We start from the raw sequence: 22,405 nt of genomic DNA on the forward strand, positions 1-22,405 counted from the left end.
GCGTTACTCCTATCGGACGAACAGCGACTCGGCGGCCGTGCCCGCGAGGTCGAGCACCGGCCCCGGGAAGATTCCCAACACCACGGTAGCCAGTGCCGCCAAACCGACGACAGTCGAGGTGCCGATGGTGGGCACCGCGATCGTCGGGCCGTCCGCCGCCGGGTCGCTGAAGAACATCAGGACGATGACCCGGACGTAGAAGAACGCGGCGATGGCGGAGGCGAGCACGCCGACCACCACCAGCGGCCACGCCTGGACGCCGCCCGCGGCGGCGAAGACGGCGTACTTGCCGAAGAACCCGGACGTGAGCGGAATCCCGGCGAAGGCCAGCAGGAAGAACGCGAACACCCCGGCCAGCAGCGGCGACCTCTTGCCGAGGCCCGCCCACCGCGACAGGTGGTTCGCCTCGCCGCCGGCGTCGCGCACCAGCGTGACCACCGCGAACGCGCCCACCGTGGTGAAGCCGTACGCGGCCAGGTAGAACAGCAGGCCCCGCAGCGCCGCCTGGTTCTGCGCGGCGTCGCCGATCGCGACCACGCCGACGAGCAGGAAGCCCCCGTGCGCGATCGAGGAGTAGGCGAGCATGCGCTTGATGTCGGTCTGCGTGATCGCCAGGATCGCGCCGACGATCATCGTGAGGATCGCCACGCCCCACATGACCGGCTCCCAGTCCCACTGCAGGCCGCCGAGCGCGACCCAGAAGACCCGGAGCACGGCCCCGAAGGCGGCCACCAGCGTGCCCGACGCCATCAGCGCGGTGATCGGGGTGGGCGCGCCCTGGTACACGTCCGGCTTCCACGCCTGGAACGGCGCGGCGCCGACCTTGAAGAGCAGGCCGACACCCAGCGTGGCCACGCCGACGTACAGCAGCGTGTCCTCACCACCGATCCCGGCGAGCGCGTCGGAGATGCCGCCGAGGTCGACGGTGCCGGTGACGCCGTACAGCAGGGCGGTGCCGTACAGGAAGAACGCCGAGGAGAACGAGCCCAGCAGGAAGTACTTCATCGCGGCCTCCTGCGACAGCAGGCGGCGGCGCCGGGCCAGGCCGCACAGCAGGTACAGCGGCAGCGACATGACCTCGAGGGCCACGAACATGATCAGCAGGTCGTTCGAGGCGGGGAACAGCAGCATGCCGCCCACCGCGAACAGCGCCAGCGGGTAGACCTCGGTGTGCGCGGCCCCCGTGCTGAGCGACTCCTCCTCCTCGGCCGAGCCGGGCAGGGCGGCGGCCTGGGCGACGAAGTGGTCCTCGTCGTTGATGAGCAGCACGCTCACGGCGGCGAGCACGAGGATCGTGCCCCAGATGAACAGGGTCGCCCCGTCCACCGCGACCGCGCCCATCGCGGCGGCGTTGCGGCTGCCCTGCAGGCCCTGCCACAGCGTCAGCACGAACGCGGCGATCAGCGACAGCAGAGTCACCGGCATGTGGAGCGACTTGCGCAGGTAGCGCGGTGCGAACGCCTCCACCAGCACGCCCACGACGGCCGCCCCGAAGACGACCAGCAGCGGCGCGAGCTGGGCGTACTCGATGACGGGCGGTTGGATCTGGTTCACTGGCCGGCCCCTTCCTGCACGGCGACGTTGACCGACGGCGCCGGATCCTGGGTGACGCCGGCGTTGGACAGGGTGTTCGCCACCGGCGGGTTGATCACGTCGAAGACCGGCTTGGGATAGACGCCCAGCGCCAGGATCGCGACGACCAGCGGGGCCACCACCCACTTCTCCCGGCCGTTCAGGTCACCGATCGTCTTCACCGACTCGACCGGCGGGCCGCCCGCGATCCGCTGGTACAGCCACAGCATGTAGATCGCCGACAGGATCACGCCGAGCGTGGCGATCACCGCCGCGACGACGTACGCGTCGTTCTGGAAGGTGCCGATCAGTACGGTGAACTCCGAGACGAACGTGGACAGACCGGGCACGGCCGTACCGGCGAGGCAGGCGAACAGGAAACTGCCCGCCAACACCGGGCTGACCTTCTGCACGCCGCCGTAGTCGGCGATGTACTGCGAGCGGCGCCGCTGGATGAGGAACCCGGCGACCAGGAACAGCGCCCCGGTGGCGAAGCCGTGGTTGACCATGTACAGCGTGGCGCCGGCGCCCGCGGTGCTCGTCATCGCGAACACGCCCATGGCGATGAAGCCGAAGTGCGAGATCGAGGTGTAGGCGATCAGGCGCTTGATGTCGGTCTGGCCGATGGCCACGATCGCGCCGTAGATGATGCCGATCACCGACAGGGTGATGACGAGCGGGGTGAAGAACTTCGAGGCGTCCGGGAACAGCTCCAGGCAGAACCGCAGCATGCCGTAGGTGCCGACCTTGTCGAGCACGCCCACGAGCAGCACGGCCGCGCCCGCCGGGGCCTGGGCGGCCGAGTCCGGCAGCCAGGTGTGGAACGGCCACAGCGGGGCCTTCACCGCGAAGGCGATGAAGAAGCCAAGGAACAGCCAGCGCTGCGTGCCCGGGTCGCTGATCACCCCGACGAGCTCGGGGTACATGAACGTGTTCTTGTCGGCGATCACGTACAGGCCGATCACCGCGACGAGCATGAGCAGGCCGCCGAGCAGCGAGTACAGCAGGAACTTGACCGCCGCGTAGGAGCGCTGGGCCCCGCCGTACGACCCGATCATGAAGTACATCGGGATCAGCATGGCCTCGAAGAAGACGTAGAAGAGGAAGATGTCGGTCGCCGCGAAGACGCCGATCATCATCGCTTCCAGCACCAGGATCAGCGCGAAGTACGTCTTCACCGAGCGCTTCGCCGGGGCCTCCGGGGTGCCCTCCGCCTCGTTCCAGGAGGCGAGCACCACGATCGGGACCAGGATCACCGACAGCAGGATCAGCACCAGCGCGATGCCGTCCACGCCGACGCCCCAGTGGATGCCGAACGCGCGGACCCAGTCGTAGGTCTTCTCGAACTGCAGGCGGCCCCCGTTCGGCGAGAACTGCAGGGCCATCGCCACGGCGAGCGCGAGCACGACCAGCGACACCACCAGCGTGAGCCGCTTGGCGAGCCTGTCGTTGCCCTTGGGCACGGCGGCCACGCCGAGCGCGCCCAGCGCGGGCACGGCGATCAGGAGGGAGAGCCAGTCCATCAGAAGCTCCCTACGGCAAGCAGAGCACCGACGACCACGGCGGCTCCGACGAATATGGACAGCGCGTACGAGCGCACGAACCCGGTCTGGACCCGGCGCAGCCGGCCGGACGTGCCGCCGATGCCCGCGGCCAGGCCGTTGACGATGCCGTCCACGCCGCGGTTGTCGAAGAAGACCGCCAGGCGGGTGAGCCACTGGCCGGGCCGCATGAACAGCGACTCGTTGATGGCGTCGCCGTACAGGTCACGACGGGCGAAGACGGTGAGGAACGAGCCGCGCGGGGCGACCTCGGGCACGGGGGCCCTGCCGTACCTGGTCCAGGCGAACGCCGCGCCGGCCGCGACCAGCGCGAGCGTGACCAGGCCCGGCACGGAGATCGGGTGGAAGGCGAGCGGCTCCTCCGGCGTGCCGACCGCGGGCGTCAGGAACTCGGCGAAGGCGCCCGTGCCGATCATCAGGCCACCGGCGGCGACCGAGCCGACCGACAGCAGGATGAGCGGCCAGGTCATGACCGCGGGCGACTCGTGCGGGTGCGCGTCGGACGCCCAGCGCTTCTCGCCGAAGAAGGTCATGAACATCACGCGGGACATGTAGAAGCCGGTGATGCCCGCGCCGATCACGGCGGTCCAGCCGAGGATCGCGTTGTGCTCGATCGCGGCCTCGATGATGCTGTCCTTGGTGAACCAGCCGGACAGCAGCGGGAACCCGATGATCGCCAGGTAGCCGAGGCCGAACGTGACGAACGTGATCGGCATGACCGTGCGCAGCCCGCCGTACCGGCGCATGTCGACCTCGTCGTTCATGGCGTGCATGACCGAGCCGGCGCCGAGGAACATCGCGGCCTTGAAGAAGCCGTGCGCGATCAGGTGGGCGATCGCGAAGGCGTACCCGATCGGGCCGAGCCCGGCGGCGAGCACCATGTAGCCGATCTGCGACATCGTCGAGCCGGCCAGCGCCTTCTTGATGTCGTCCTTGGCGCAACCGATGATCGCACCGGCGATCAGCGTGGCCGCGCCGACGATCGTCACGACGAGCTGCGCGGTCGGCGCCGCCTCGAAGATCGCCCCGGAGCGGGTGATCAGGTAGACGCCGGCGGTGACCATGGTCGCGGCGTGGATGAGCGCCGACACCGGGGTCGGGCCCTCCATCGCGTCCAGGAGCCAGGACTGCAGCGGGAGCTGGGCCGACTTGCCGCACGCGCCGAGCAGGAGCAGCAGGCCGATGACGGTGAGCGTGTTCTGCGAGGCGCCGTCGACGCCCTGCAGGATCGGCCCGTACGCCACGGTGCCGAACGTGGTCCACAGGGTGAAGACGCCGATCGCCAGGCCGAAGTCGCCGACCCGGTTGACCACGAACGCCTTCTTCGCCGCCGTCGCCGCCGAGGGCTTGTGCTGCCAGAACCCGATCAGCAGGTACGAGGCGAGGCCGACGCCCTCCCAGCCGACGTACAGGCCGACGTAGTTGTCGGACAGCACCAGCACGAGCATCGCCGCCACGAACAGGTTCAGGTAGGCGAAGAACTTGCGCCGCTTCTCGTCGTGCGCCATGTAGCCGATCGAGTAGATGTGGATCAGCGATCCGACACCGGTGATCAGCAGCGCGAACGAGATCGACAGCGGGTCGATCAGCAGGCCCGTCTTGACGTCGAGCGAGCCCGCCGGGATGAAGTCGTACAGCATGACCTGGCGGCGCCGCTCGGCCTCGTCGAAGCCGAGGAGCTGGGCGAACGCGAGCACCGCGACCACGAAGGAGCCGAGCGACAGCGCGGTGCCGAGCAGGTGCCCCCAGCGGTCGGTGAAGCGGCCGAACAGGAGCAGGACTGCGGCGCCGAGGGCGGGCAGCGCGATCATGAGCCAGGAGGCGCCGATCACTCCACCGGAATGCGAGATGATCTCAGCGGGTTGCACGGGACACCTCTTAGTTCTTCAGCAGGTTCGCGTCGTCGACGGATGCGGACCTGCGGGTTCGGAAGATCGTCACGATGATCGCGAGGCCGACCACGACCTCCGCCGCCGCCACGACCATGACGAAGAACGCGATGATCTGGCCGTCGAGGCCGCCGTGCTGCCGGGCGAACGTGACGAAGGCCAGGTTGCAGGCGTTGAGCATGAGCTCCACGCACATGAACACCACGATCGCGTTGCGGCGCAGCAGCACGCCGACGGCCCCGATGGCGAACAGCAGCGCGGAGAGCACCAGGTAGTGAGTGGTCATTCGCCGCTCTCCTTCTCGACCGCGCGCCGGGCGCGCACGGCTTCGCGAATCTCCTCGGCAGCGGGCTCCCCCGCGGCGCCGTCGGCGCCGGCGACGCCGTCGGCGATGCCGCGGTGGCGGGCGAGCGTCCGGTTGACCGACAGCTCCGAGACCGTGCCGTCGGGCAGCAGCGCCGGCATGTCGATGGCGTTGTGCCGGGCGTAGGTGCCGGGGCCGGGCAGCGTGGACGGGTTGCGGCCCTTCTCGGCGAACGCCTGGAACCGGGCCCGCGAGATGTCCTTCTGCGTCGGCTTGGGGGCCGTGCGCTCGCGGTGCGCGAGCACCATCGCGGCGAGCGCGGCGGTGATCAGCAGCGCGGAGGTGACCTCGAAGGCGAACACGTACCGCGTGAAGATCAGCCTGGCGAGCGTCGCGACGTTGCCGCCGGGGTCGGTGGCGATCGACGGCGCCCGGTCCCCGACCACCGCGTTGCCGATCGCGAGGGCGAGCAGCGCGGCGAAGCCGAGCCCGGCGATGATCGCCCAGAAGCGCTGGCCGCGGATCGTCTCCACCAGCGAGTCGGAGGAGTCGACGCCGACGAGCATCAGCACGAACAGGAACAGCATCATCACCGCGCCGGTGTACACGATGATCTGCACCGCGGCGAGGAAGGGCGCGTCCTGCACCGCGTACAGCACGGCGAGGGAGAGCATCACCGTGCCGAGCATGAGCGCGGAGTAGACGGCCTTCCTGCTGAGCACGACGCCGAGCGCCGCGGCCACGGAGACGACCGCGAGCACCCAGAACGTGATGGTCTCACCCATTGTCTCGTCCCAGCCGGTAGTAGTCCTCTTCGGTGTCGCCGAGACGCATCGGGTGCGGCGGCGTCTCCATGCCGGGTCCGAGCGGGGCGAGCAGCATCTCCTTGGTGTAGATGAGGCTCTCCCGGCTGGCGTCCGCCAGCTCGTACTCGTTGGTCATGGTGAGCGCCCGGGTCGGGCACGCCTCGATGCACAGCCCGCACAGGATACACCGCAGATAGTTGATCTGGTAGGTGCGCCCGTACCGCTCGCCGGGCGAGTACCGCTCGGTCTCGGTGTTGTCCGCGCCCTCCACGAAGATCGCGTCCGCCGGGCAGGCCCAGGCGCACAACTCGCAGCCGACGCACTTCTCCAGCCCGTCGGGCCAGCGGTTGAGCTGGTGGCGACCGTGGAAGCGCGGCGCCGTGGGGCGCTTCTGCTCCGGGTAGTTCGTCGTCACCGGCTTCTTGAACATGTGGTGGAAGGTGACGCCGAAGCCCTTGACGGGGTTCAGCCAGTCAGTTGCTCCCACTGGGCACCTCCTTGCGAGCGGCCCCGTGGTAGTGCGGCAGGTCCAGGGGCGGGACGGGGAAGCCGCCTGCCGTCGGCTCCTCGCGAAGCCGGGTGAACTCCTCTTCGACGCGGGCCTTCTTCTCCTCCGCCGCCTTGTCGGCGACCGAGGTGAAGCGCCACACCAGCACGATGACGCCGACCACGACCAGGGCCGCGACGGTGTAGACGACCGCGCCGTGGTTCTCCGACACGCGCAGCGCGCGCATCGTGGCGACCAGCAGGATCCAGCCGAGGTTCAGCGGGATCAGCACCTTCCAGCCGAAGTTCATGAGCTGGTCGTACCGGATGCGCGGCAGCGAGGCCCGCACCCAGACGAAGAAGGCGAAGACGAGCACCAGCTTGATGAAGAACCAGAGCATGGGCCACCAGCCCTGGTTCGCCCCGTCCCAGATCGAGATCGGCCAGGGCGCGCGCCAGCCGCCGAAGAACAGCGTGATCGAGATCGCCGAGACAGTGAAGACGTTGACGTACTCGGCGAGCATGAACATCGCGAACTTCAGCGACGAGGAGTACTCGGTGTGGAAGCCGCCGACCAGCTCGCCCTCGCCCTCGGGCAGGTCGAAGGGCACCCGGTTGGTCTCGCCGAGCATGGTGACCACGTAGATCAGCAGCGACGGGATCAGCAGGACCGCGAACCACGACGGCGTCGAGATCGTCAGGCCGAACAGGTTGACGGTGCCGCCGGTCGCCTGCTTGGCGACGATCTCCGAGGTGGACAGCGTGCCCGCGTACAGGAACACCGCCACGAAGGACAGGCCCATCGCGATCTCGTACGAGACCACCTGGGCGCTGGAGCGCAGGCCGCCGAGGATCGCGTACGGCGAGCGGGACGCCCAGCCGGCCAGCACGATGCCGTACACGCCGATCGAGGCCATCGCCAGCACCAGCAGCACCGCGACCGGCAGGTCGGTGAGCTGCAGCGGCGTGCGCACCCCGAACATCGACACGACCGGCCCGAACGGGATCACCGAGAAGGACAGGAACGCCGGGACGGCCACCAGGATCGGCGCCAGGATGTAGACGGCCTTGTCCACGGTGCGCGGGGTGATGTCCTCCTTCAGGCCCATCTTCAGGCCGTCGGCCACCGACTGGAGCACGCCGAACTTGCCGGCGCGGTTGGGGCCGTAGCGGTGCTGCATGCGGCTGATGAGCTTGCGCTCGAACCACACGCCCAGCAGCACGCCGAGCATCAGGAAGACGAAGATGAAGACCGCTTTAATGATGGAGATCCACAGCGGGTCTTTGCCGAAGTCCGCGAGAGTAGGCCCGGGCGCCGCGGCGGCGGCGAGCAGCGGCGGGATCATGACACGCTCCCTATCTTGACGACGTCACCGGCCGCCGCGCGCAGGTCGCGGCTGACCGAGCATCCGGCCGAGTGCGCCGGCAGCCAGACCACCCGGTCGGGCAGGTCGGCCACGCGCACCGGCACGGTGACCGCGCCGAGCCCGCTGCTCACGGTGATCTTGTCGCCGTCGGCGACGCCGATCTCCGCGGCGGTCGCGGCCGACACCAGCGCGCGGGTCTCGCGGGCGGTCCCGGCCAGGTACGGCTCGCCGTCCTGCATGCGCCCGGCGTCCAGCAGCAGGTGCCAGGTGGCGAGGACGGCCTCGCCCGCCTGCGGGGCGGCGGGCACCGCGCCCGACACGTCCGGGGCGGCGGCGCGTGGGCCCCGCCAGGCGCCGAGCGCGGCGAGTTCGGCGCGGGCGGCGGCGGCGTCGGGCAGGCCCAGATGCACGTCCATGTGGTCGGCGAGGGCGGCGATCACCCGCAGGTCGCTCATGAGGCCCGGCTTCGGCAGCGCGGCGTCGAAGGAGCGGCCGCGGCCCTCCCAGTCGACGAACGTGCCGTCCTTCTCGGCCACGGCGGCGACCGGCAGCACCACGTCGGCCCGGTCGGTCACCGCGCTGGCGCGCAGTTCGAGGCTGACGATGAACGGCGTGTTCTCCAGGGCCGCCAGCGCCGCGTTCGGGTCCGGCAGGTCGTAGGGATCGACGCCGCCGATGACCAGCGCGTCGATGTCCTCGTTCACCACGCCGGCGAGGATCGCGGCGGTGTCGCGGCCAGGCCGGCTGGGCAGCGAGGCGACGTTCCACGCCCGCGCCACCTCGGTGCGGGCGGTCTCGTCGGTGACCGGGCGGCCGATCGGCAGCAGGTTGGGCAGCGCGCCGGCCTCGACCGCGCCGCGCTCGCCGGCCCGGCGAGGCACCCAGGCAAGGCGGGCGCCGGTGGCGCCGACGAGCCGTACGATCGCGGACAGGGCGCCGCGGGCGCCCGCGAGCCGCTCGCCGGCGAGAATGATCGCGCCGGGCTGCCGCAGCGCCTCGGCCGCGACGGCCAGCTCGCCGGAGATCAGCTCGCCGATCGCCTCGGCCTCGCCGCCGGGCACGATCGGGATGAGCGTGCCGCCCATCTTGGCCAGCCCGTCGGTCGCGTACGGCGCGAGCGAGAAGACCTTCAGGCCCTTCTTCTGCCACGCCTTACGCAGCCGCAGGAACACGATCGGCGACTCCTCCTCCGGCTCGAAGCCGGCGAGCAGCACCGCGGGGGCCTTCTCCAGGTCGGCGTAGGAGACCTCGATGCCCTTGCCGGCGACGGCGTGGGCGAGGAAGTCGGCCTCCTCGGCCGAGTGCGGCCGGGCCCGGAAGTCGATGTCGTTGCTGCCGAGGGCGACCCGGGCGAACTTGCTGTAGGCGTAGGCGTCCTCGACGGTCATCCGGCCGCCGACGAGCACGCCGGCCCGGCCGTGCGCCCGCGCGAGGCCCGCGGCGGCGGCGGCGAGCGCCTCCGGCCAGGACGCCGGGACGAGCACGCCCTCCTCGTCGCGGACGAGCGGGGTGCTGAGCCGGTCGGGCTGGGTGGCGTAGGTGAAGGCGAAGCGGCCCTTGTCGCAGTTCCACTCCTCGTTCACCTGCGGGTCGTCGCCGGCGAGGCGGCGGGTGACCCGGCCGCGCCGGTGGTCGGTGCGCAGCGCGCAGCCGCTGGCGCAGTGCTCACACGCGCTCGGCGTGGAGACCAGGTCGAACGGCCGCGCCCGGAACCGGTAGGCGGCGCTGGTGAGCGCTCCCACCGGGCAGATCTGGATGGTGTTGCCGGAGAAGTAGGACTCGAACGGCTCGCCGTCGGCGGTCCTGACCTGCTCCTTGGCCCCGCGCTCGAAGAACTCGATGAGCGGGTCTCCGGCGATCTGGTCGGCGAAGCGCAGGCAGCGGCTGCACTGGATGCAGCGCTCGCGGTCGAGCAGCACCTGCGTGGACAGCGGCAGCGGCTTGGGGAAGGTGCGCTTGTCCTCCTCGAACCGCGACTCGCCCTGCCCGTTGGACATGGCCTGGTTCTGCAGCGGGCACTCGCCGCCCTTGTCGCAGACCGGGCAGTCCAGCGGGTGGTTGACGAGCAGGAACTCCATCACGCCGCGCTGCGCCTTCTCGGCGACCGGGCTGGTGAGCTGGGTGCGCACGGTCATGCCCTCGGTGCAGACGATCGTGCACGAGGCGGCCGGCTTGGGCATGCCCTCGATCTGCACCAGGCACTGGCGGCAGGCCCCGATCGGGTCGAGCAGCGGGTGCTCGCAGAACCGGGGGATCTGGATGCCGAGCAGTTCGGCGGCCCGGATCAGCAGCGTGCCCTTGGGCACGGCGATGTGGAACCCGTCGATGGTGACGTTCACCATCTCCGCGGGCTGTTCGACCGGTCCGGCCGAGGTGGTCTGCGCGGTCACGAGCACCTCCTTGCGACCGGGCCGCGGGTGGCGATCATTGGTTGCTCCATGCGGTGGATGCGGCGGGATCGAACGGGCAGCCGCCGATCTCGAAGTGCTTGAGGTACTCGTCGCGGAAGTACTTCACCGACGAGTGGATGATGCTGGTGGCGCCGTCGCCGAGGGCGCAGAACGAGCGGCCCAGGATGTTGTCGGCGATGTCGGTGATCGTCGCCAGGTCCTCCTCGGTGCCCTGGCCCTTCTCCAGCCGCTTGAGCACGTGCTTGAGCCAGTAGGTGCCCTCCCGGCAGGGGGTGCACTTGCCGCAGGACTCGTGGGCGTAGAACTCGGTCCACCGCATCGTCGCGCGGACCACACAGGTGGTCTCGTCGAAGATCTGCAGGGCCCGGGTGCCGAGCATGGATCCGGCGGCGCCGACCGACTCGAAGTCGAGCGGGACGTCCAGGTGCTCGTCGGTGAAGATCGGCGTGGACGATCCGCCCGGGGTCCAGAACTTCAGCCGGTGGCCCTCGCGGACGCCGCCGGCCATGTCGAGCAGCTCCCGCAGGGTGATGCCGAGCGGCGCCTCGTACTGGCCGGGCCGGGTGACGTGGCCGGACAGCGAGAAGATGCCGAAGCCCTTGGACTTCTCGGTGCCCATGCCGGCGAACCAGCCCGCGCCGTTGGCGATGATGCTCGGCACCGACGAGATCGACTCGACGTTGTTGATCACCGTGGGGCTGGCGTACAGGCCGGCGACCGCCGGGAACGGCGGCTTGAGCCGGGGCTGGCCGCGGTAGCCCTCCAGCGAGTCGAGCAGCGCGGTCTCCTCGCCGCAGATGTACGCCCCGGCGCCGGAGTGCACGACCAGTTCGAGGTCGAAGCCGGAGCCGAGGATGTTCGTGCCGAGGTAGCCCGCCTCGTACGCCTCGCGCACGGCCTGCTGCACGCGGCGGATGACGTGCAGCACCTCGCCGCGGACGTAGATGAAGGCGTGGTTGGCGCGGATGGCGTAGGCGCTGATGATCACGCCCTCGACGAGCACGTGCGGGTTGGCCATCATCAGCGGGATGTCCTTGCACGTGCCCGGCTCCGACTCGTCGGCGTTGACGACGAGATAGTGGGGCTTGCCATCATTTTGTGGGATAAATCCCCACTTCATGCCGGTGGGGAAGCCCGCGCCGCCGCGCCCGCGCAGCCCGGAGTCCTTGACCGCCTGAATGATCGCGTCGGGGTCCATGCCGAGCGCGGTGCGCAGGGCCTGGTAGCCGCCGTTGCGGCGGTACCCCTCCAGCGTGAAGGCGTCCGGCTCGTCCCAGTCGCGGGTGAGGACGGGGGTGAGGGTGGTCATTCGGCATCCTCCTTACGCGGCGCCGTCCACCCCTTCTCCTTGGCGAGCCTCAGGCCCTCCAGCGACGGACCCTCCGCCGCCGGGCCCTCGCCCGCCAGACCGTCCGGCAGGCCCGCGAGCACCCGCGAGGCCTCCTTGAAGGTGCACAGCCGCTTCGGGCCCCGGGTGGGGGCGACATCCCTGCCGGCCCGCAGGTCGTCCACGAGTTGCTTGGCGGACTCGGGGGTCTGCTGGTCGAAGAACTCCCAGTTGACCATCATCACGGGCGCGAAGTCGCAGGCCGCGTTGCACTCCAGCCGCTCAAGCGAGACCTTGCCGTCGGGCGTCGTCTCGTCGTGGCCGACGCCGACGTGCTCGGACAGCTCCTCCCAGATCTGGTCGCCGCCCATCACCGCGCACAGCGTGTTCACGCACACGCCCACGTGGTACTCGCCGGCCGGCCTGCGCTTGTACATCGTGTAGAAGGTGGACACGCCCACCACCTCGGCCTTGGTGAGGCCGAGCATCTCGGCGCAGAACGCGTGGCCGGCGTCGGAGACGTACCCGTCCTCCGACTGCACCAGGTGCAGCAGCGGCAGCAGCGCCGAGCGCGGCTTCGGGTAGCGCGCGATGATCTCCTTGGCGTCCCGTTCCAGGCGCTCGCGCACCTCGGGCGGGTAGCCCTGGTTCGATTCACTCACCTGTCTACTCCCCCCATGACCGGGTCGATCGAGGCGATCGCCGCGATCACGTCGGCGACCATCCCGCCCTCGGTGGTGGCCGGTACGGCCTGCAGGTTGGTGAAGGACGGGTCGCGGAAGTGCACGCGGTACGGGCGGGTGCCGCCGTCGCTGACCACGTGCGCGCCCAGCTCGCCGCGCGGCGACTCCACCGACGCGTACGCCTGCCCGGCCGGCACCCGGAAGCCCTCGGTCACCAGCTTGAAGTGGTGGATCAGCGCCTCCATCGAGGTGCCCATGATGTGCGCGATGTGATCGGGCGAGTTGCCCATGCCGTCGGGCCCGAGGGCGAGCTTGGACGGCCAGCCGATCTTCTTGTCCTCGATCATCACCGGCTTGCCCTTGAGCTCGGGGCCGGTGAGCCGGTCGAGCGCCTGCTGGATGATCTTCAGCGACTCGTCGACCTCGGCCATCCGCACCAGGTAGCGGCTGTAGACGTCGCAGCCGGTCTCGGTGGGCACGTTGAAGTCGTAGGTCTCGTAGCCGCAGTAGGGCTGCGACTTGCGCAGGTCCCACGGCAGACCGGCGGCGCGCAGCATCGGGCCGGTGACGCCCAGGGCCATGCAGCCGGTCAGGTCGAGGTAGGCCACGTCGCGGGTGCGGCGCAGGTAGGCCGGGTTCTCGTCGAGGACCTTGCGCATATCCTTCATGCGCTTCGGCATGATCTTCAGAAACTCGCCGATCTTGTCCACCGCGCCGGCGGGCAGGTCCATCGAGACCCCGCCGGGCCGTACGTAGGCCATGTTCATGCGCAGGCCGGTGATGTACTCGAACAGGTCGAGCACCATCTCGCGCTCGCGGAAGCCGTAGATCATCACCGAGGTGGCGCCGAGCTCAAGGCCGAAGGTCGCCAGCGCGACCATGTGCGAGGAGATCCGGTTGAGCTCCATCATCAGCACCCGCAGGGCCTGGGCCCGCTCCGGCACCCGGTCGGTGATGCCGAGCAGCTTCTCCACCGCCATGCAGTACGCCGTCTCGTTGAAGATCGGCGACAGGTAGTCCATGCGGGTGACGAACGTGACCCCCTGGGTCCACGTCCGGAACTCCATGTTCTTCTCGATGCCGGTGTGCAGGTAGCCGATCACCGGGCGGGCCTCGACGACGGTCTCGCCGTCGAGCGTGAGCACCAGGCGGAGCACCCCGTGGGTGGAGGGGTGCTGCGGGCCCATGTTGACGACCAGGTGCTGGTCGGAGGCCTCGCTGATCGACTCGACGAGCTCGTCCCAGTCCTGGCCGTTGACCGTGTAGACCTTGCCCTCGGCCGCGTCGTCGTGGAGCGCGGTCATGAGTACGACCTCCTCTGGTCCGGGGCGGGGATCGTGGCGCCGCGGTACTCCACCGGGATGCCGCCCAGCGGATAGTCCTTGCGCTGCGGGTGCCCGTCCCAGTCGTCGGGCATCTCGATCCTGGTCAGCGCGGGATGGCCGTCGAAGACGATCCCGAAAAAGTCGTAGGTCTCCCGCTCATGCCAGTCGTTTGTGGGGTATATCGAAACTGTGGAGGGAATGTGCGGGTCGGCGTCGGGACACGCCACCTCCACCCGGAGACGTCGATTGTGGGTGATCGAGCACAGGTGGTACACCGCGCGCAGTTCCCTGCCCGTCTCGTGAGGGTAGTGCACCCCTGAGACTCCGAGCGACAGTTCGAAACGCAGCGCGGCGTCGTCGCGCAGGTGGCGCATGACGTCGGGCAGCTTCTCCCGCTTGACGTGGAAGGTGAGTTCGCCGCGGTCAACCACGACCCGTTCGACCGCGTCGGCGAAGGCGCCTTCGAGGGCGCGGTCGAGGTTGTCGGCGATCTCATCGAACTCGCCGGGCTCGGCCGACCGGTCCGGCCCCCCGTACGGGCGGGCGCTGGACAGGGCCGGCGCGCGGCGCACGACCAGGCCGCCGTACCCGGAGGTGTCGCCGGTGCCGTGCACGCCGAACATGCCGCGCCGGGCGATCGGCTGCTCGGGCAGGTTGCCGGCGGGGAGGTTGGCCTCCGGCTCGTTCTGCGGCGCGCGGTTCTCCTCGGTCATCTTGCGGCCCCCCGGTCCACCAGCGGCAGCGGGTGCAGCGCCTGCGCCTCGAGCTCCTCGATCTGCCGTTCGCGGTGCACGCCGAACTTCATGTTCTGGATCTTGTCGTGCAGCTTGACGATCGCGTCGATCAGCATCTCCGGACGCGGCGGGCAGCCGGGCAGGTAGATGTCGACCGGCACGACGTGGTCCACGCCCTGGACGATCGCGTAGTTGTTGAACATGCCGCCGCTGGAGGCGCACACGCCCATCGCGATGACCCACTTGGGCTCGGCCATCTGGTCGTAGATCTGCCGCAGCACCGGCGCCATCTTCTGCGACACGCGCCCCGCGACGATCATCAGGTCGGCCTGGCGCGGCGAGGCCGACGCGCGCTCCATCCCGAACCGGGCCAGGTCGTGGTTGGGCCCGCCGGCCGCCATCAGCTCGATCGCGCAGCAGGCCAGGCCGAACGTGGCGGGCCACACGGAGTTCTTCCGGGCCCAGCCGGCGACCTGCTCGACGGTGCTCAGGATGAAGCCGCTGGGGAGTTTCTCTTCCAGACCCATGTTGAACCTCTCAGTCCCAGTCCAGGCCGCGGCGCCGCCAGACGTAGGCGTACGCGACCAGGACGGTGACGATGAACAGCACCATCTCGACCAGTCCGAAGACCCCGAGCGCGTCGAACGCGACCGCCCACGGATAGAGGAAAATGATCTCGATGTCGAATACGATGAAGAGCATCGCGGTGATCATGTACTTCAGCGGGAACCGGCCGCCGCCGACCGGCTGCGGGGTCGGCTCGATGCCGCACTCGTAGGAGTCGAGCTTGGCGCGGTTCCACCGCTTCGGCCCGGTGAACGGTGCGATGGTCACGGAGAAGACGGCGAAACCCGCGGCGAGAACCGCGAGCACCAGGATCGGCACGTAGAGGTTCATCCGCACGCATCCCGTCTCATGAGTCTAGGCAAAACGATCATCGGTCTTCGATTCGGGAGGAGTCATGCCGGTGGCGTGACCTTGGACAGGGCATTGATGATCCGGTCCGTCGCGTCACCTCGCCGGTCCGTGAGATTAGCAAGCAGCTTGAGCACGAATCTCATGACACGAGGGTGCGGCAGGCCATGACGAGTGGCGAATTTCATCACGCTGGGATGGCCGATCGCCTCGACGAACAGCCGCCCCAGCGTAAAGTACCCGCCGTAGTTTTCCTTCAGGATGCCGGGGTACGCGCGCAGCACGCGTTCGCGCTGCGCCGCCGTGGGCCGGCCCAGCGCCTGCACCACGGTCTCCGCCGCGATCTTCCCCGTCTCCATGGCGTAGGCGATGCCCTCGCCGTTGAAGGGATTGATCATGCCCCCGGCGTCGCCGACGAGCACCAGCCCCCGGGTGTAGTGCGGCTGCCGGTTGAAGGCCATCGGCAGCGCCGCGCCCCGGATGGGGCCGGTCATGTTCTCCTCGACGTAGCCCCACTCGGAGGGCATGTTCTTCACCCAGCGGCGCAGCAGATCCCGGTAGTCGATGTTCTGGAACGCCGCACTGGTGTTGAGCAGGCCCAACCCCACGTTACTCGTTCCGTCTCCGACACCGAAAATCCACCCGTAGCCGGGGAGCAGACGGTCGCCGTCCCACAGTTCCAGCCAGGACTCCAGATAGTCGTCCTCGTGCCGCGGACTGGTGTAGTAGGTGCGTACGGCGACGCCCATCGGGCGGTCGTCGCGCCGGTGCAGTCCCATGCCCAGCGACAGCCGGGAGGAGTTGCCGTCGGCGGCGACCACCAGCCGGGCCCGGTAGATCTTCTCCTCGCGGTCGCCGCCGTCCGCGCCGTCGGACCTCGCGCGGACGCCGACGATGTGGCCGCTGAGCTCGTCGAGCACGGGGGCCACGACGTTGACCCCCTGCAGCAGGGTGGCGCCGACGGCGACGGCATGGCCGGCCAGAATCTGATCGAAGTCCTTGCGGGTGCGCACGAGGCCGAAGTCCGGGAAAGTGGACAGCTCGGGCCAGTCCAGCTCCAGGCGGACGCCGCCGCCGATGACCCGCAGGCCGCGGTTGCGGATCCAGCCGGGCGCGTCGATGTCGACGCCCATGGCGAGCAGTTGCTTGACGGCGCGCGGGGTGAGCCCGTCGCCGCACACCTTCTCCCGCGGGAAGCGGGACTTCTCCAGCACCAGGGTGCGCAGCCCGGCCTGCGCGAGGTAAAAAGCGGTCGTCGAACCGGCGGGGCCGGCCCCGACGACGATGACGTCGACGTCCAACTCTCCCCGCAGCCCGGGCTCTCGCCCGCTTGTCCGCTCGCTCACTGGACCTGTCCTGTCCTCTTGGCACCAGGTCCCGGGGGTTTTGGGAACCTTCGTGCCTTTGTGAACCCCTTCACAAACTTGTCGCGCCGAAGTCTAGTCCCTTTTCGCTGCCCAGTGTGAGTGGGCCGATTCCCGGCCGTACGGGCCGCGAGCGCACAGAGCGGACAGGGCGTCCCAGCCCTTGATCGCAACCTCTCACATCGCGGTCACGACGGCCCGCCACTCACCGGCGCCGAAGGTCGGGACCACGTCCTTCGGCCGCTTCGAGTCACGCATGCCGACCTTACCGCCACCGAGCGGGGCACACTCCACACCCTCGCCGTCTCCGTGTCCGAAGCCACTGTCGAACCCGCTTGCCGAGCGGGGGCGGTCGCGCCCTGGCGCGCCCTGGTCGCCCTGGTCGCCCTGGTCGCCCTGGTGCGCCCTGAAACGACCACGGTGAGAGATCTCGCCGGGGAATTGTCCGGTGCCGCTTTTTCCCCCATTGTGGAAGACGGTTCGAAAGGAGAGCCCGCGTGCGCGGGCGGCGCGAGAGCTAGGAGGTTCGCGGAGTTGGGACGGCGACGAGGCCGTCCTCGGCAGGGACGAGCATTCGGGTGCGACCAACGCACATGCACCTGGCACATCGGTGACCACCACCGATCCGGTATCGACAAGGAAGTCGGCATGGCGGAGGGCAAGCGGAAGGGCAGGAGACCCAGAGAGTTGTTCGGCAGGGCGATCGAGAAGCTCGACCGGTCGTTCTGGGCGCGTGACGACGACATCGCCCAAAGGATGAACTGGCAGATTCTTCGCGGGCGGCGCGGCCGTCGCAAGTATCGGGATCTGCGGTTCGACGTATTGCTCATCGTACGGGAGACCCGGGCGCGGAAGACGGCGACGACGTTCGCCCCCCGGCACGGGCACGGGCTCGGTCCCGGCGGAATCGGAGGGCTTCCGTCCTCCGGGCCGTTCAACCTCGGCTGAGCCCGGTTCGCCGATCGGGCGATCGGCGGATGACCGACGAGCGAAGCTGACCCGGAGCGGGTGGGGGACTTCGGGTCAGTCCTCGGACTCGGACGCCGGCTTGATCGTCGGCTTGTGAGTAGGCTTGTACGCGCGATGCAGGGCGACGATGCCCAGGCTCAGGTTGCGCCAGGCGACCCGGGTCCAGCCCGCGTCGCGGACGACGCCGGCGAGGGTGGCCTGGTCCGGCCAGGCCCGGATGGACTCGGCGAGGTACTCGTAGGAGTCGGGGTTGGAGCTGAGCAGCCTGGCCACCGGGGGCAGCAGCCGCATGAGGTACTGCGAGTAGAGCACGTCGAACGACTTCGGCGTGGGCCGGGAGAACTCGCAGATGACCAGGCGGGCGCCCGGTTTGGCGACGCGGAGCATCTCGCGCAGGGCGGCCTCGGTGTCCTGCACGTTGCGTAGCGCGAAGCTGATGGTCACCGCGTCGAACACCGCGTCGGCGAACGGCAGGCGCAGCGCGTCCCCGGCCACGAAGGTCACTCCGCGCACCCCGCCGCCCGACAGGCCGGAGTCGCCCCGGCGCCGCACCCCCGTACGCAGCATGCCGAGCGAGAAGTCGCTGGCGATCGCGCGCGCGCCGAGCGTCGTGAACTGGTCGGTGCTGGTGCCGGTGCCCGCGCCGAGGTCGAGCACGAGCTCGCCGGGCCCGGCGTCCACGGCCGCCGCGGTCGCCTTGCGCCACAACCGGTCCTGCCCGAGCGAGAGCACGTCGTTGACCAGGTCGTACCGCCGGGCGGTCCGGTCGAACATGGCCGCGACCTCGCGCGGCTTTTTGTCCAGCGATGCACGCGTCATGCGGCAAGCCTAGTGCCACTTTCCAGAGTTCACCGAAAGTAGCGGTGCGATCACGGTATGCCTGGTAAGAAGTTGCCGTGCTCTCGCGGAACCGGATCATCCTCATTTCCATCGGCTCGGCCGTGCTCGCCGCCGGCGCGCTCGCCCCGACCCCTTCGATCGCGGCCAGCGGGCCGGTGCCGCACCACGCGGTCGTTTCGGCCGATCCCGTGGACTGGACGCCGCACGTGCTGAACGGCATCGTCAACGCGCTGGCGCTGGTCAACGGCAAGGTGGTGGTGGGCGGCAAGTTCTCCCGGGTGCGTAACGCCGGGGAGTCGCGGGAACTGGCGCGCGCCAACCTGTTCGCCTTCGACCTCGCCACCGGAAAGATCGACGAGAGGTTCGCCCCGGAGCTGGACGGCCCCGTGCACGCCCTCGCCCCCGGCGCCGCCGGCACGGTGTACGTCGGCGGCTCGTTCGACACCGTCAACCACTGGCCCGCCCACGCCCTGACCAGGCTGAGCATGAGCGACGGCCGGGCCGTGTACGGCTTCGCGCCCTGGGTGTCGGGCGGCGACGTCTCCAGCCTGGTCGCCCGCGGCTCACACCTGTACGTGGGCGGCGACTTCCACCGGATCGGCGACGCCCAGCGCTCGGCCATCGCCCGGCTGGACGCGCGCAGCGGCGCGGTCGATCCCGCGTTCGCCGTCACGCCGGGGCGCCCGCGCGGCGGGCAGCTCAAGGTCTACGCGATGGCGCTCGCGGGCGACCGGCTCGCGGTGGACGGCTCGTTCACCACGCTGGACCGCCTGTCCCGCCCGCAGCTCGGCCTCATCGACGTCGGCTCCACTCCGGCGCGGGTGGCCCCCTGGCGCACGTCGGCCTACGCCGCCGACTGCTGGTCGGTGTTTCCTTCTTACGTACGAGGGCTGGATTTCTCCCCCGACGGTAAGTACTTCGTCGTAGTAACGACAGGAGGCCCAAAACACCGTGGCGGCACCGGTCCGACATGTGACAGCGCGGCGCGTTTCGAAACTCATTCTACTGGCGGCGATATCCGTCCCACCTGGGTCAACCACACCGGGGGTGACTCGCTTTACTCGGTCGAGGTGACGGGCGCGGCGGTCTATGTCGGCGGTCATCAGCGATGGCTGGACAACCCGCATGGTTCGGATACGCGCGGCCCGGGCGCGGTGTCGCGCCCGGGAATCGGCGCGATTCACCCGGTCACGGGCCGCGCGTTGCCGTGGAACCCCACGCGCACCAGGGGCATCGGGGTCAAGGCCTTCCTCGCGCATAAAGGCGGTCTCATCGTCGGAAGTGACACGACCCGTCTCGGTCGCGAGTACCATGCCCGGGTCGGTATGTTTCCGACGGGGCGCTGAACGCGATTCATGGCCCCTCGGATGACCCGCGTCTTCTACTGATCGTTTTGCTCAGCTCGTCACGTTGTCCGGACAGCAACACATAGCTGGCCAGGCCACTGACGACGAAGGCCGCCACAAGCAGCCAGAACCAGTCGCGAAGGCCGGTCAGATAGAGCACTCCGAGGGCAACGGCAAACAGGCCGAGCCGTGACAGGGTGTAAACCAGAAGCGGACGCACAGCGTCGAGGTTACGTCACTCTCACGATGGAGCGGTCTCACTTCGCACGCGGCGCGAGCGCTGCTAGTCTTGCCCAACACGGTGCTTTCATAAAGAAACACCCATGAGCGCCCCAAAGAGGCTCTATCATATAACAATCGGGCAGTCGGCCGATAACATCCCGTGATCTTTGACGAAAAGCACGGATATATCAGGCTTCGCTCGGCACACTGGTTACCTGTCCGCCCGCAGCAGGACGCGGGATGCGAGGGGGAGAGATTGTGGAGAGTAGCAGCGAGCGTCTGCTGACCCCTGGAGAGGTTGCCGCCCTCTTCCGGGTCGACCCGAAGACGGTGACTCGCTGGGCGGCCGCCGGCCGCATCAGCAGCATCCGTACCCCCGGAGGGCACCGGCGCTTCCGCGAGTCGGAGGTGCACGCCCTCCTGCGTGGCGAGGACGTCTTGACGGCCGAACGGCCGAACGGCGACTCACCTCGCGTCTGACGGTCACACCGTCACACCGGTGATCCTGCGTCCCCCGGAAGCCGCAGGGTCACTGGAGTGGGGGACCCGAGAACGCCGCTCGGTCACCCCCCGGCGTGCACGCCGTACCCACGCTCTTGTCCTGCTGTGCCTAGGGTGCGCTTTTTGTCCTGACATGCCGGAGACGCCCCACGTCCACCGGCGCGGCCGCGGAACCCCCCGGCCGCGCGTCGATGGCACATCTCGACGCATCGAGACGCACGACCCGGTCTTCTAGCCGTCCTGCTCCGCTTTGAAGGCCAGGAACGCCCGCTCCAAGTCGTCGTTCTCCTCCCGCCACCGATGCCGCATGGCGGTCAGTTCCTCCTCGCTGACCGCCTCCGCCAGCCAGCGCTCATAGTCCGGATCTCCCGGTAGGACCTCCACGTACGCGTTGCCGATCAGGCGCCCGTCATCGCTGGCCAGGGTCTGCGGCACACGCAGGGTCCCGTCCGCGAGCCGGATCACGTACATCAGAGATCACCTAGATTCCGTAACGCCGGTTGAAGAACAACATCACATTGAGCGCGGTCCTGGTGTCGCCGCCGAGCATGTCCACCAGGGCGGGACGTTGCCGGGAGGCGATCGCGGCGAAGGCGTCGGCGAAGAACTCCTTGCGTCCCAGGCCGCCGCCCTGCTTGTGGAAGCCCGAGACGAGCAGGGGCAGGCACTGCTCGTAGAGCGCCTGGAACTCCGGCGAGTCCGACACCCAGTCGCCCGGCGGCGCGTCGACGTCGTCGAGCGCGTGGCCGACCTCGTGCATCATCACGTCCGGCGTGGGCGACGGCCGGTCCCCCACGACGATCTTGCGATCCCCGTACGCGCCGGCGCAGATGTCCCACGTCGCCCGGCCCGACGGCAGCGGGGCGCCGCGGAGATACCCCATGTCGTCCAGGTCGGGCACGCCGCCGGGGCCGACGTAGATGCCCTCAAGCCCGGCCGCGAGCTTGCGCTTCAGGCCGTCGGGAAGTCGCGCCAGGCTGTCCACCGCTCGCACGATGTCCGGCGGCGGCGGGCCGTCGGCGGCGTCCCACTGGCGGTGCAGAACCTGTTCCAGAGCCCCACAGTGCCGCCTTCCGTCACCCAGGTCCGGCATGTCCGGAGGGTGCGGGTCGGTCTCCACCGGCCGGTCGTCCAGTTCGAAGTCCCGCCAGGTGTACACCGGCCGGTCCACCACCGGCGCGGTCACCGCCCGATGGGTCCGCTCCGGACGCTCCACCCGTTCGGGGCGCTCGCCCCGCTCGGGCCTGTCCCCCCGTTCCGGCCGCACGCTCCGATCCGGCCGATCGGCTCTTCTGAACCAGTCGGTCCACTCGGTGCGCTCCGGCCTCGCTGGTCCGTCGGCCCGCTCGCCGCGCGTCGCGTGCCGATCGGGTTCGTCCCGCGCCTCCACCCCGCCGCGGTGAGGCGACGTGTACGGCCCTCGCTGCCACCAGCGAGGACCTCGCCGATGACGACCTCTGTCGCCCGATTGCGCCATCGCGCCTCTCTGTTCTCCAAGGTCGAGTCCGCCGCAGCCCCACCCACGCGCGGGCCGAGCGCCGCACCCCGTCCCCCGGGGCGGGCCCACCGCCCGGCGCGCCTTCGGCTCGCCGTACCACCGGTCGTGTCCGGCCGGCTTCCTCTCCCAATCCTCGCCGAGAAGTGCTGTACCGTCCCACGGTACGACGCACGTCTCACCGAAGTCACCCGTTATGCCGTGTTCACTGCCAGGGCGGCTCCGAAGGCGGTTCGGGGCGGTTACGGGGCGTACGTGGCCGCCGATGGAGTCGCCGGTCGCGATCC

General features: G+C 69.6%; 23 protein-coding genes. 3 read left to right on the forward strand and 20 right to left on the reverse strand.

Annotated features, from left to right (window positions below; all coding sequences use genetic code 11):
• Nucleotides 1-9: 9 nt before the first annotated feature.
• From nuoN to AB0K60_RS26660, 16 genes are all read right to left on the reverse strand, one after another.
• Nucleotides 10-1,554 carry an NADH-quinone oxidoreductase subunit NuoN gene (nuoN, locus tag AB0K60_RS26585; protein WP_364060527.1) on the reverse strand — a complete coding sequence of 515 codons (1,545 nt, stop codon included), beginning with the start codon at nucleotides 1,552-1,554 and terminating at the stop codon, nucleotides 10-12.
• Nucleotides 1,551-3,095, reverse strand: a complete 1,545-nt coding sequence (locus AB0K60_RS26590; RefSeq protein WP_364060530.1) for an NADH-quinone oxidoreductase subunit M — start codon at nucleotides 3,093-3,095, stop codon at nucleotides 1,551-1,553. Before AB0K60_RS26590 ends, nuoN begins: the two co-directional genes overlap by 4 nt.
• Entirely contained in the window at nucleotides 3,095-4,945 is a 1,851-nt protein-coding gene (gene nuoL, locus AB0K60_RS26595) for an NADH-quinone oxidoreductase subunit L (RefSeq protein WP_364060854.1), read from the reverse strand. Before nuoL ends, AB0K60_RS26590 begins: the two co-directional genes overlap by 1 nt.
• A gap of 67 nt (nucleotides 4,946-5,012) precedes the next feature.
• Nucleotides 5,013-5,309, reverse strand: a complete 297-nt coding sequence (nuoK, locus tag AB0K60_RS26600) for an NADH-quinone oxidoreductase subunit NuoK (RefSeq protein WP_364060533.1) — start codon at nucleotides 5,307-5,309, stop codon at nucleotides 5,013-5,015.
• Nucleotides 5,306-6,112 (reverse strand): NADH-quinone oxidoreductase subunit J, encoded by an 807-nt coding sequence (locus AB0K60_RS26605; protein WP_364060536.1) that lies wholly within the window; start codon nucleotides 6,110-6,112, stop codon nucleotides 5,306-5,308. Before AB0K60_RS26605 ends, nuoK begins: the two co-directional genes overlap by 4 nt.
• Nucleotides 6,105-6,620 carry an NADH-quinone oxidoreductase subunit NuoI gene (nuoI, locus tag AB0K60_RS26610; RefSeq protein WP_364060539.1) on the reverse strand — a complete coding sequence of 172 codons (516 nt, stop codon included), beginning with the start codon at nucleotides 6,618-6,620 and terminating at the stop codon, nucleotides 6,105-6,107. Before nuoI ends, AB0K60_RS26605 begins: the two co-directional genes overlap by 8 nt.
• The gene (gene nuoH / locus AB0K60_RS26615; protein ID WP_364060542.1) at nucleotides 6,607-7,965 is read right to left on the reverse strand and encodes an NADH-quinone oxidoreductase subunit NuoH; all 1,359 of its coding nucleotides are present in this window, start codon (nucleotides 7,963-7,965) and stop codon (nucleotides 6,607-6,609) included. The genes nuoI and nuoH overlap by 14 nt, the downstream gene beginning before the upstream one ends.
• Nucleotides 7,962-10,376 carry an NADH-quinone oxidoreductase subunit G gene (locus AB0K60_RS26620; protein ID WP_364060545.1) on the reverse strand — a complete coding sequence of 805 codons (2,415 nt, stop codon included), beginning with the start codon at nucleotides 10,374-10,376 and terminating at the stop codon, nucleotides 7,962-7,964. The genes nuoH and AB0K60_RS26620 overlap by 4 nt, the downstream gene beginning before the upstream one ends.
• A gap of 34 nt (nucleotides 10,377-10,410) precedes the next feature.
• On the reverse strand, nucleotides 10,411-11,706 hold the full coding sequence (gene nuoF, locus AB0K60_RS26625; protein ID WP_364060548.1) for an NADH-quinone oxidoreductase subunit NuoF: 1,296 nt from the start codon (nucleotides 11,704-11,706) through the stop codon (nucleotides 10,411-10,413).
• On the reverse strand, nucleotides 11,703-12,386 hold the full coding sequence (gene nuoE / locus AB0K60_RS26630) for an NADH-quinone oxidoreductase subunit NuoE (RefSeq protein WP_364060551.1): 684 nt from the start codon (nucleotides 12,384-12,386) through the stop codon (nucleotides 11,703-11,705). Before nuoE ends, nuoF begins: the two co-directional genes overlap by 4 nt.
• Nucleotides 12,383-13,711: an NADH-quinone oxidoreductase subunit D gene (locus AB0K60_RS26635; protein ID WP_364060554.1), complete on the reverse strand. Its 1,329-nt coding sequence runs from the start codon at nucleotides 13,709-13,711 to the stop codon at nucleotides 12,383-12,385. Before AB0K60_RS26635 ends, nuoE begins: the two co-directional genes overlap by 4 nt.
• The gene (locus AB0K60_RS26640) at nucleotides 13,708-14,445 is read right to left on the reverse strand and encodes an NADH-quinone oxidoreductase subunit C (RefSeq protein ID WP_364060557.1); all 738 of its coding nucleotides are present in this window, start codon (nucleotides 14,443-14,445) and stop codon (nucleotides 13,708-13,710) included. The genes AB0K60_RS26635 and AB0K60_RS26640 overlap by 4 nt, the downstream gene beginning before the upstream one ends.
• On the reverse strand, nucleotides 14,442-14,993 hold the full coding sequence (locus AB0K60_RS26645) for an NADH-quinone oxidoreductase subunit B family protein (protein ID WP_364060560.1): 552 nt from the start codon (nucleotides 14,991-14,993) through the stop codon (nucleotides 14,442-14,444). The genes AB0K60_RS26640 and AB0K60_RS26645 overlap by 4 nt, the downstream gene beginning before the upstream one ends.
• A gap of 10 nt (nucleotides 14,994-15,003) precedes the next feature.
• Entirely contained in the window at nucleotides 15,004-15,363 is a 360-nt protein-coding gene (locus AB0K60_RS26650; protein WP_364060857.1) for an NADH-quinone oxidoreductase subunit A, read from the reverse strand.
• A gap of 62 nt (nucleotides 15,364-15,425) precedes the next feature.
• Nucleotides 15,426-16,727 (reverse strand): geranylgeranyl reductase family protein, encoded by a 1,302-nt coding sequence (locus AB0K60_RS26655; RefSeq protein WP_364060563.1) that lies wholly within the window; start codon nucleotides 16,725-16,727, stop codon nucleotides 15,426-15,428.
• Nucleotides 16,728-16,922: 195 nt separating this feature from the next.
• Complete coding sequence (locus tag AB0K60_RS26660) at nucleotides 16,923-17,366, reverse strand: DUF397 domain-containing protein (protein WP_364060566.1); 444 nt, start codon at nucleotides 17,364-17,366, stop codon at nucleotides 16,923-16,925.
• Between the two features lie 27 nt (nucleotides 17,367-17,393).
• On the opposite strand from AB0K60_RS26660, the gene AB0K60_RS26665 reads away from it, so the two are divergent.
• Nucleotides 17,394-17,693 carry a hypothetical protein gene (locus tag AB0K60_RS26665; protein WP_364060569.1) on the forward strand — a complete coding sequence of 100 codons (300 nt, stop codon included), beginning with the start codon at nucleotides 17,394-17,396 and terminating at the stop codon, nucleotides 17,691-17,693.
• 75 nt (nucleotides 17,694-17,768) lie between these two features.
• On the opposite strand, the gene AB0K60_RS26670 is transcribed toward AB0K60_RS26665, so the two are convergent.
• Nucleotides 17,769-18,533: a demethylmenaquinone methyltransferase gene (locus AB0K60_RS26670; RefSeq protein ID WP_364060572.1), complete on the reverse strand. Its 765-nt coding sequence runs from the start codon at nucleotides 18,531-18,533 to the stop codon at nucleotides 17,769-17,771.
• A 77-nt stretch (nucleotides 18,534-18,610) separates the two neighbouring features.
• Here AB0K60_RS26670 and AB0K60_RS26675 point away from each other — a divergent pair, with 77 nt between their 5' ends.
• Complete coding sequence (locus tag AB0K60_RS26675; protein WP_364060575.1) at nucleotides 18,611-19,900, forward strand: delta-60 repeat domain-containing protein; 1,290 nt, start codon at nucleotides 18,611-18,613, stop codon at nucleotides 19,898-19,900.
• Nucleotides 19,901-19,907: 7 nt separating this feature from the next.
• Here AB0K60_RS26675 and AB0K60_RS26680 read toward each other — a convergent pair whose 3' ends face one another.
• Nucleotides 19,908-20,120: a DUF4229 domain-containing protein gene (locus AB0K60_RS26680; RefSeq protein WP_364060578.1), complete on the reverse strand. Its 213-nt coding sequence runs from the start codon at nucleotides 20,118-20,120 to the stop codon at nucleotides 19,908-19,910.
• 242 nt (nucleotides 20,121-20,362) lie between these two features.
• Here AB0K60_RS26680 and AB0K60_RS26685 point away from each other — a divergent pair, with 242 nt between their 5' ends.
• The gene (locus AB0K60_RS26685) at nucleotides 20,363-20,602 is read left to right on the forward strand and encodes a BldC family transcriptional regulator (RefSeq protein WP_084259189.1); all 240 of its coding nucleotides are present in this window, start codon (nucleotides 20,363-20,365) and stop codon (nucleotides 20,600-20,602) included.
• 252 nt (nucleotides 20,603-20,854) lie between these two features.
• Here the strand turns inward: AB0K60_RS26685 and AB0K60_RS26690 are convergent, their stop codons facing one another.
• A complete protein-coding gene (locus AB0K60_RS26690; RefSeq protein ID WP_364060581.1) occupies nucleotides 20,855-21,094 on the reverse strand; it encodes a hypothetical protein in 240 nt (79 codons plus the stop codon).
• 10 nt (nucleotides 21,095-21,104) lie between these two features.
• Nucleotides 21,105-21,890, reverse strand: a complete 786-nt coding sequence (locus tag AB0K60_RS26695; RefSeq protein ID WP_364060584.1) for a hypothetical protein — start codon at nucleotides 21,888-21,890, stop codon at nucleotides 21,105-21,107.
• Nucleotides 21,891-22,405: the final 515 nt, after the last annotated feature.

It is taken from the genome of Thermopolyspora sp. NPDC052614 (genome assembly GCF_040678635.1).
Lineage (GTDB): Bacteria > Actinomycetota > Actinomycetes > Streptosporangiales > Streptosporangiaceae > Thermopolyspora.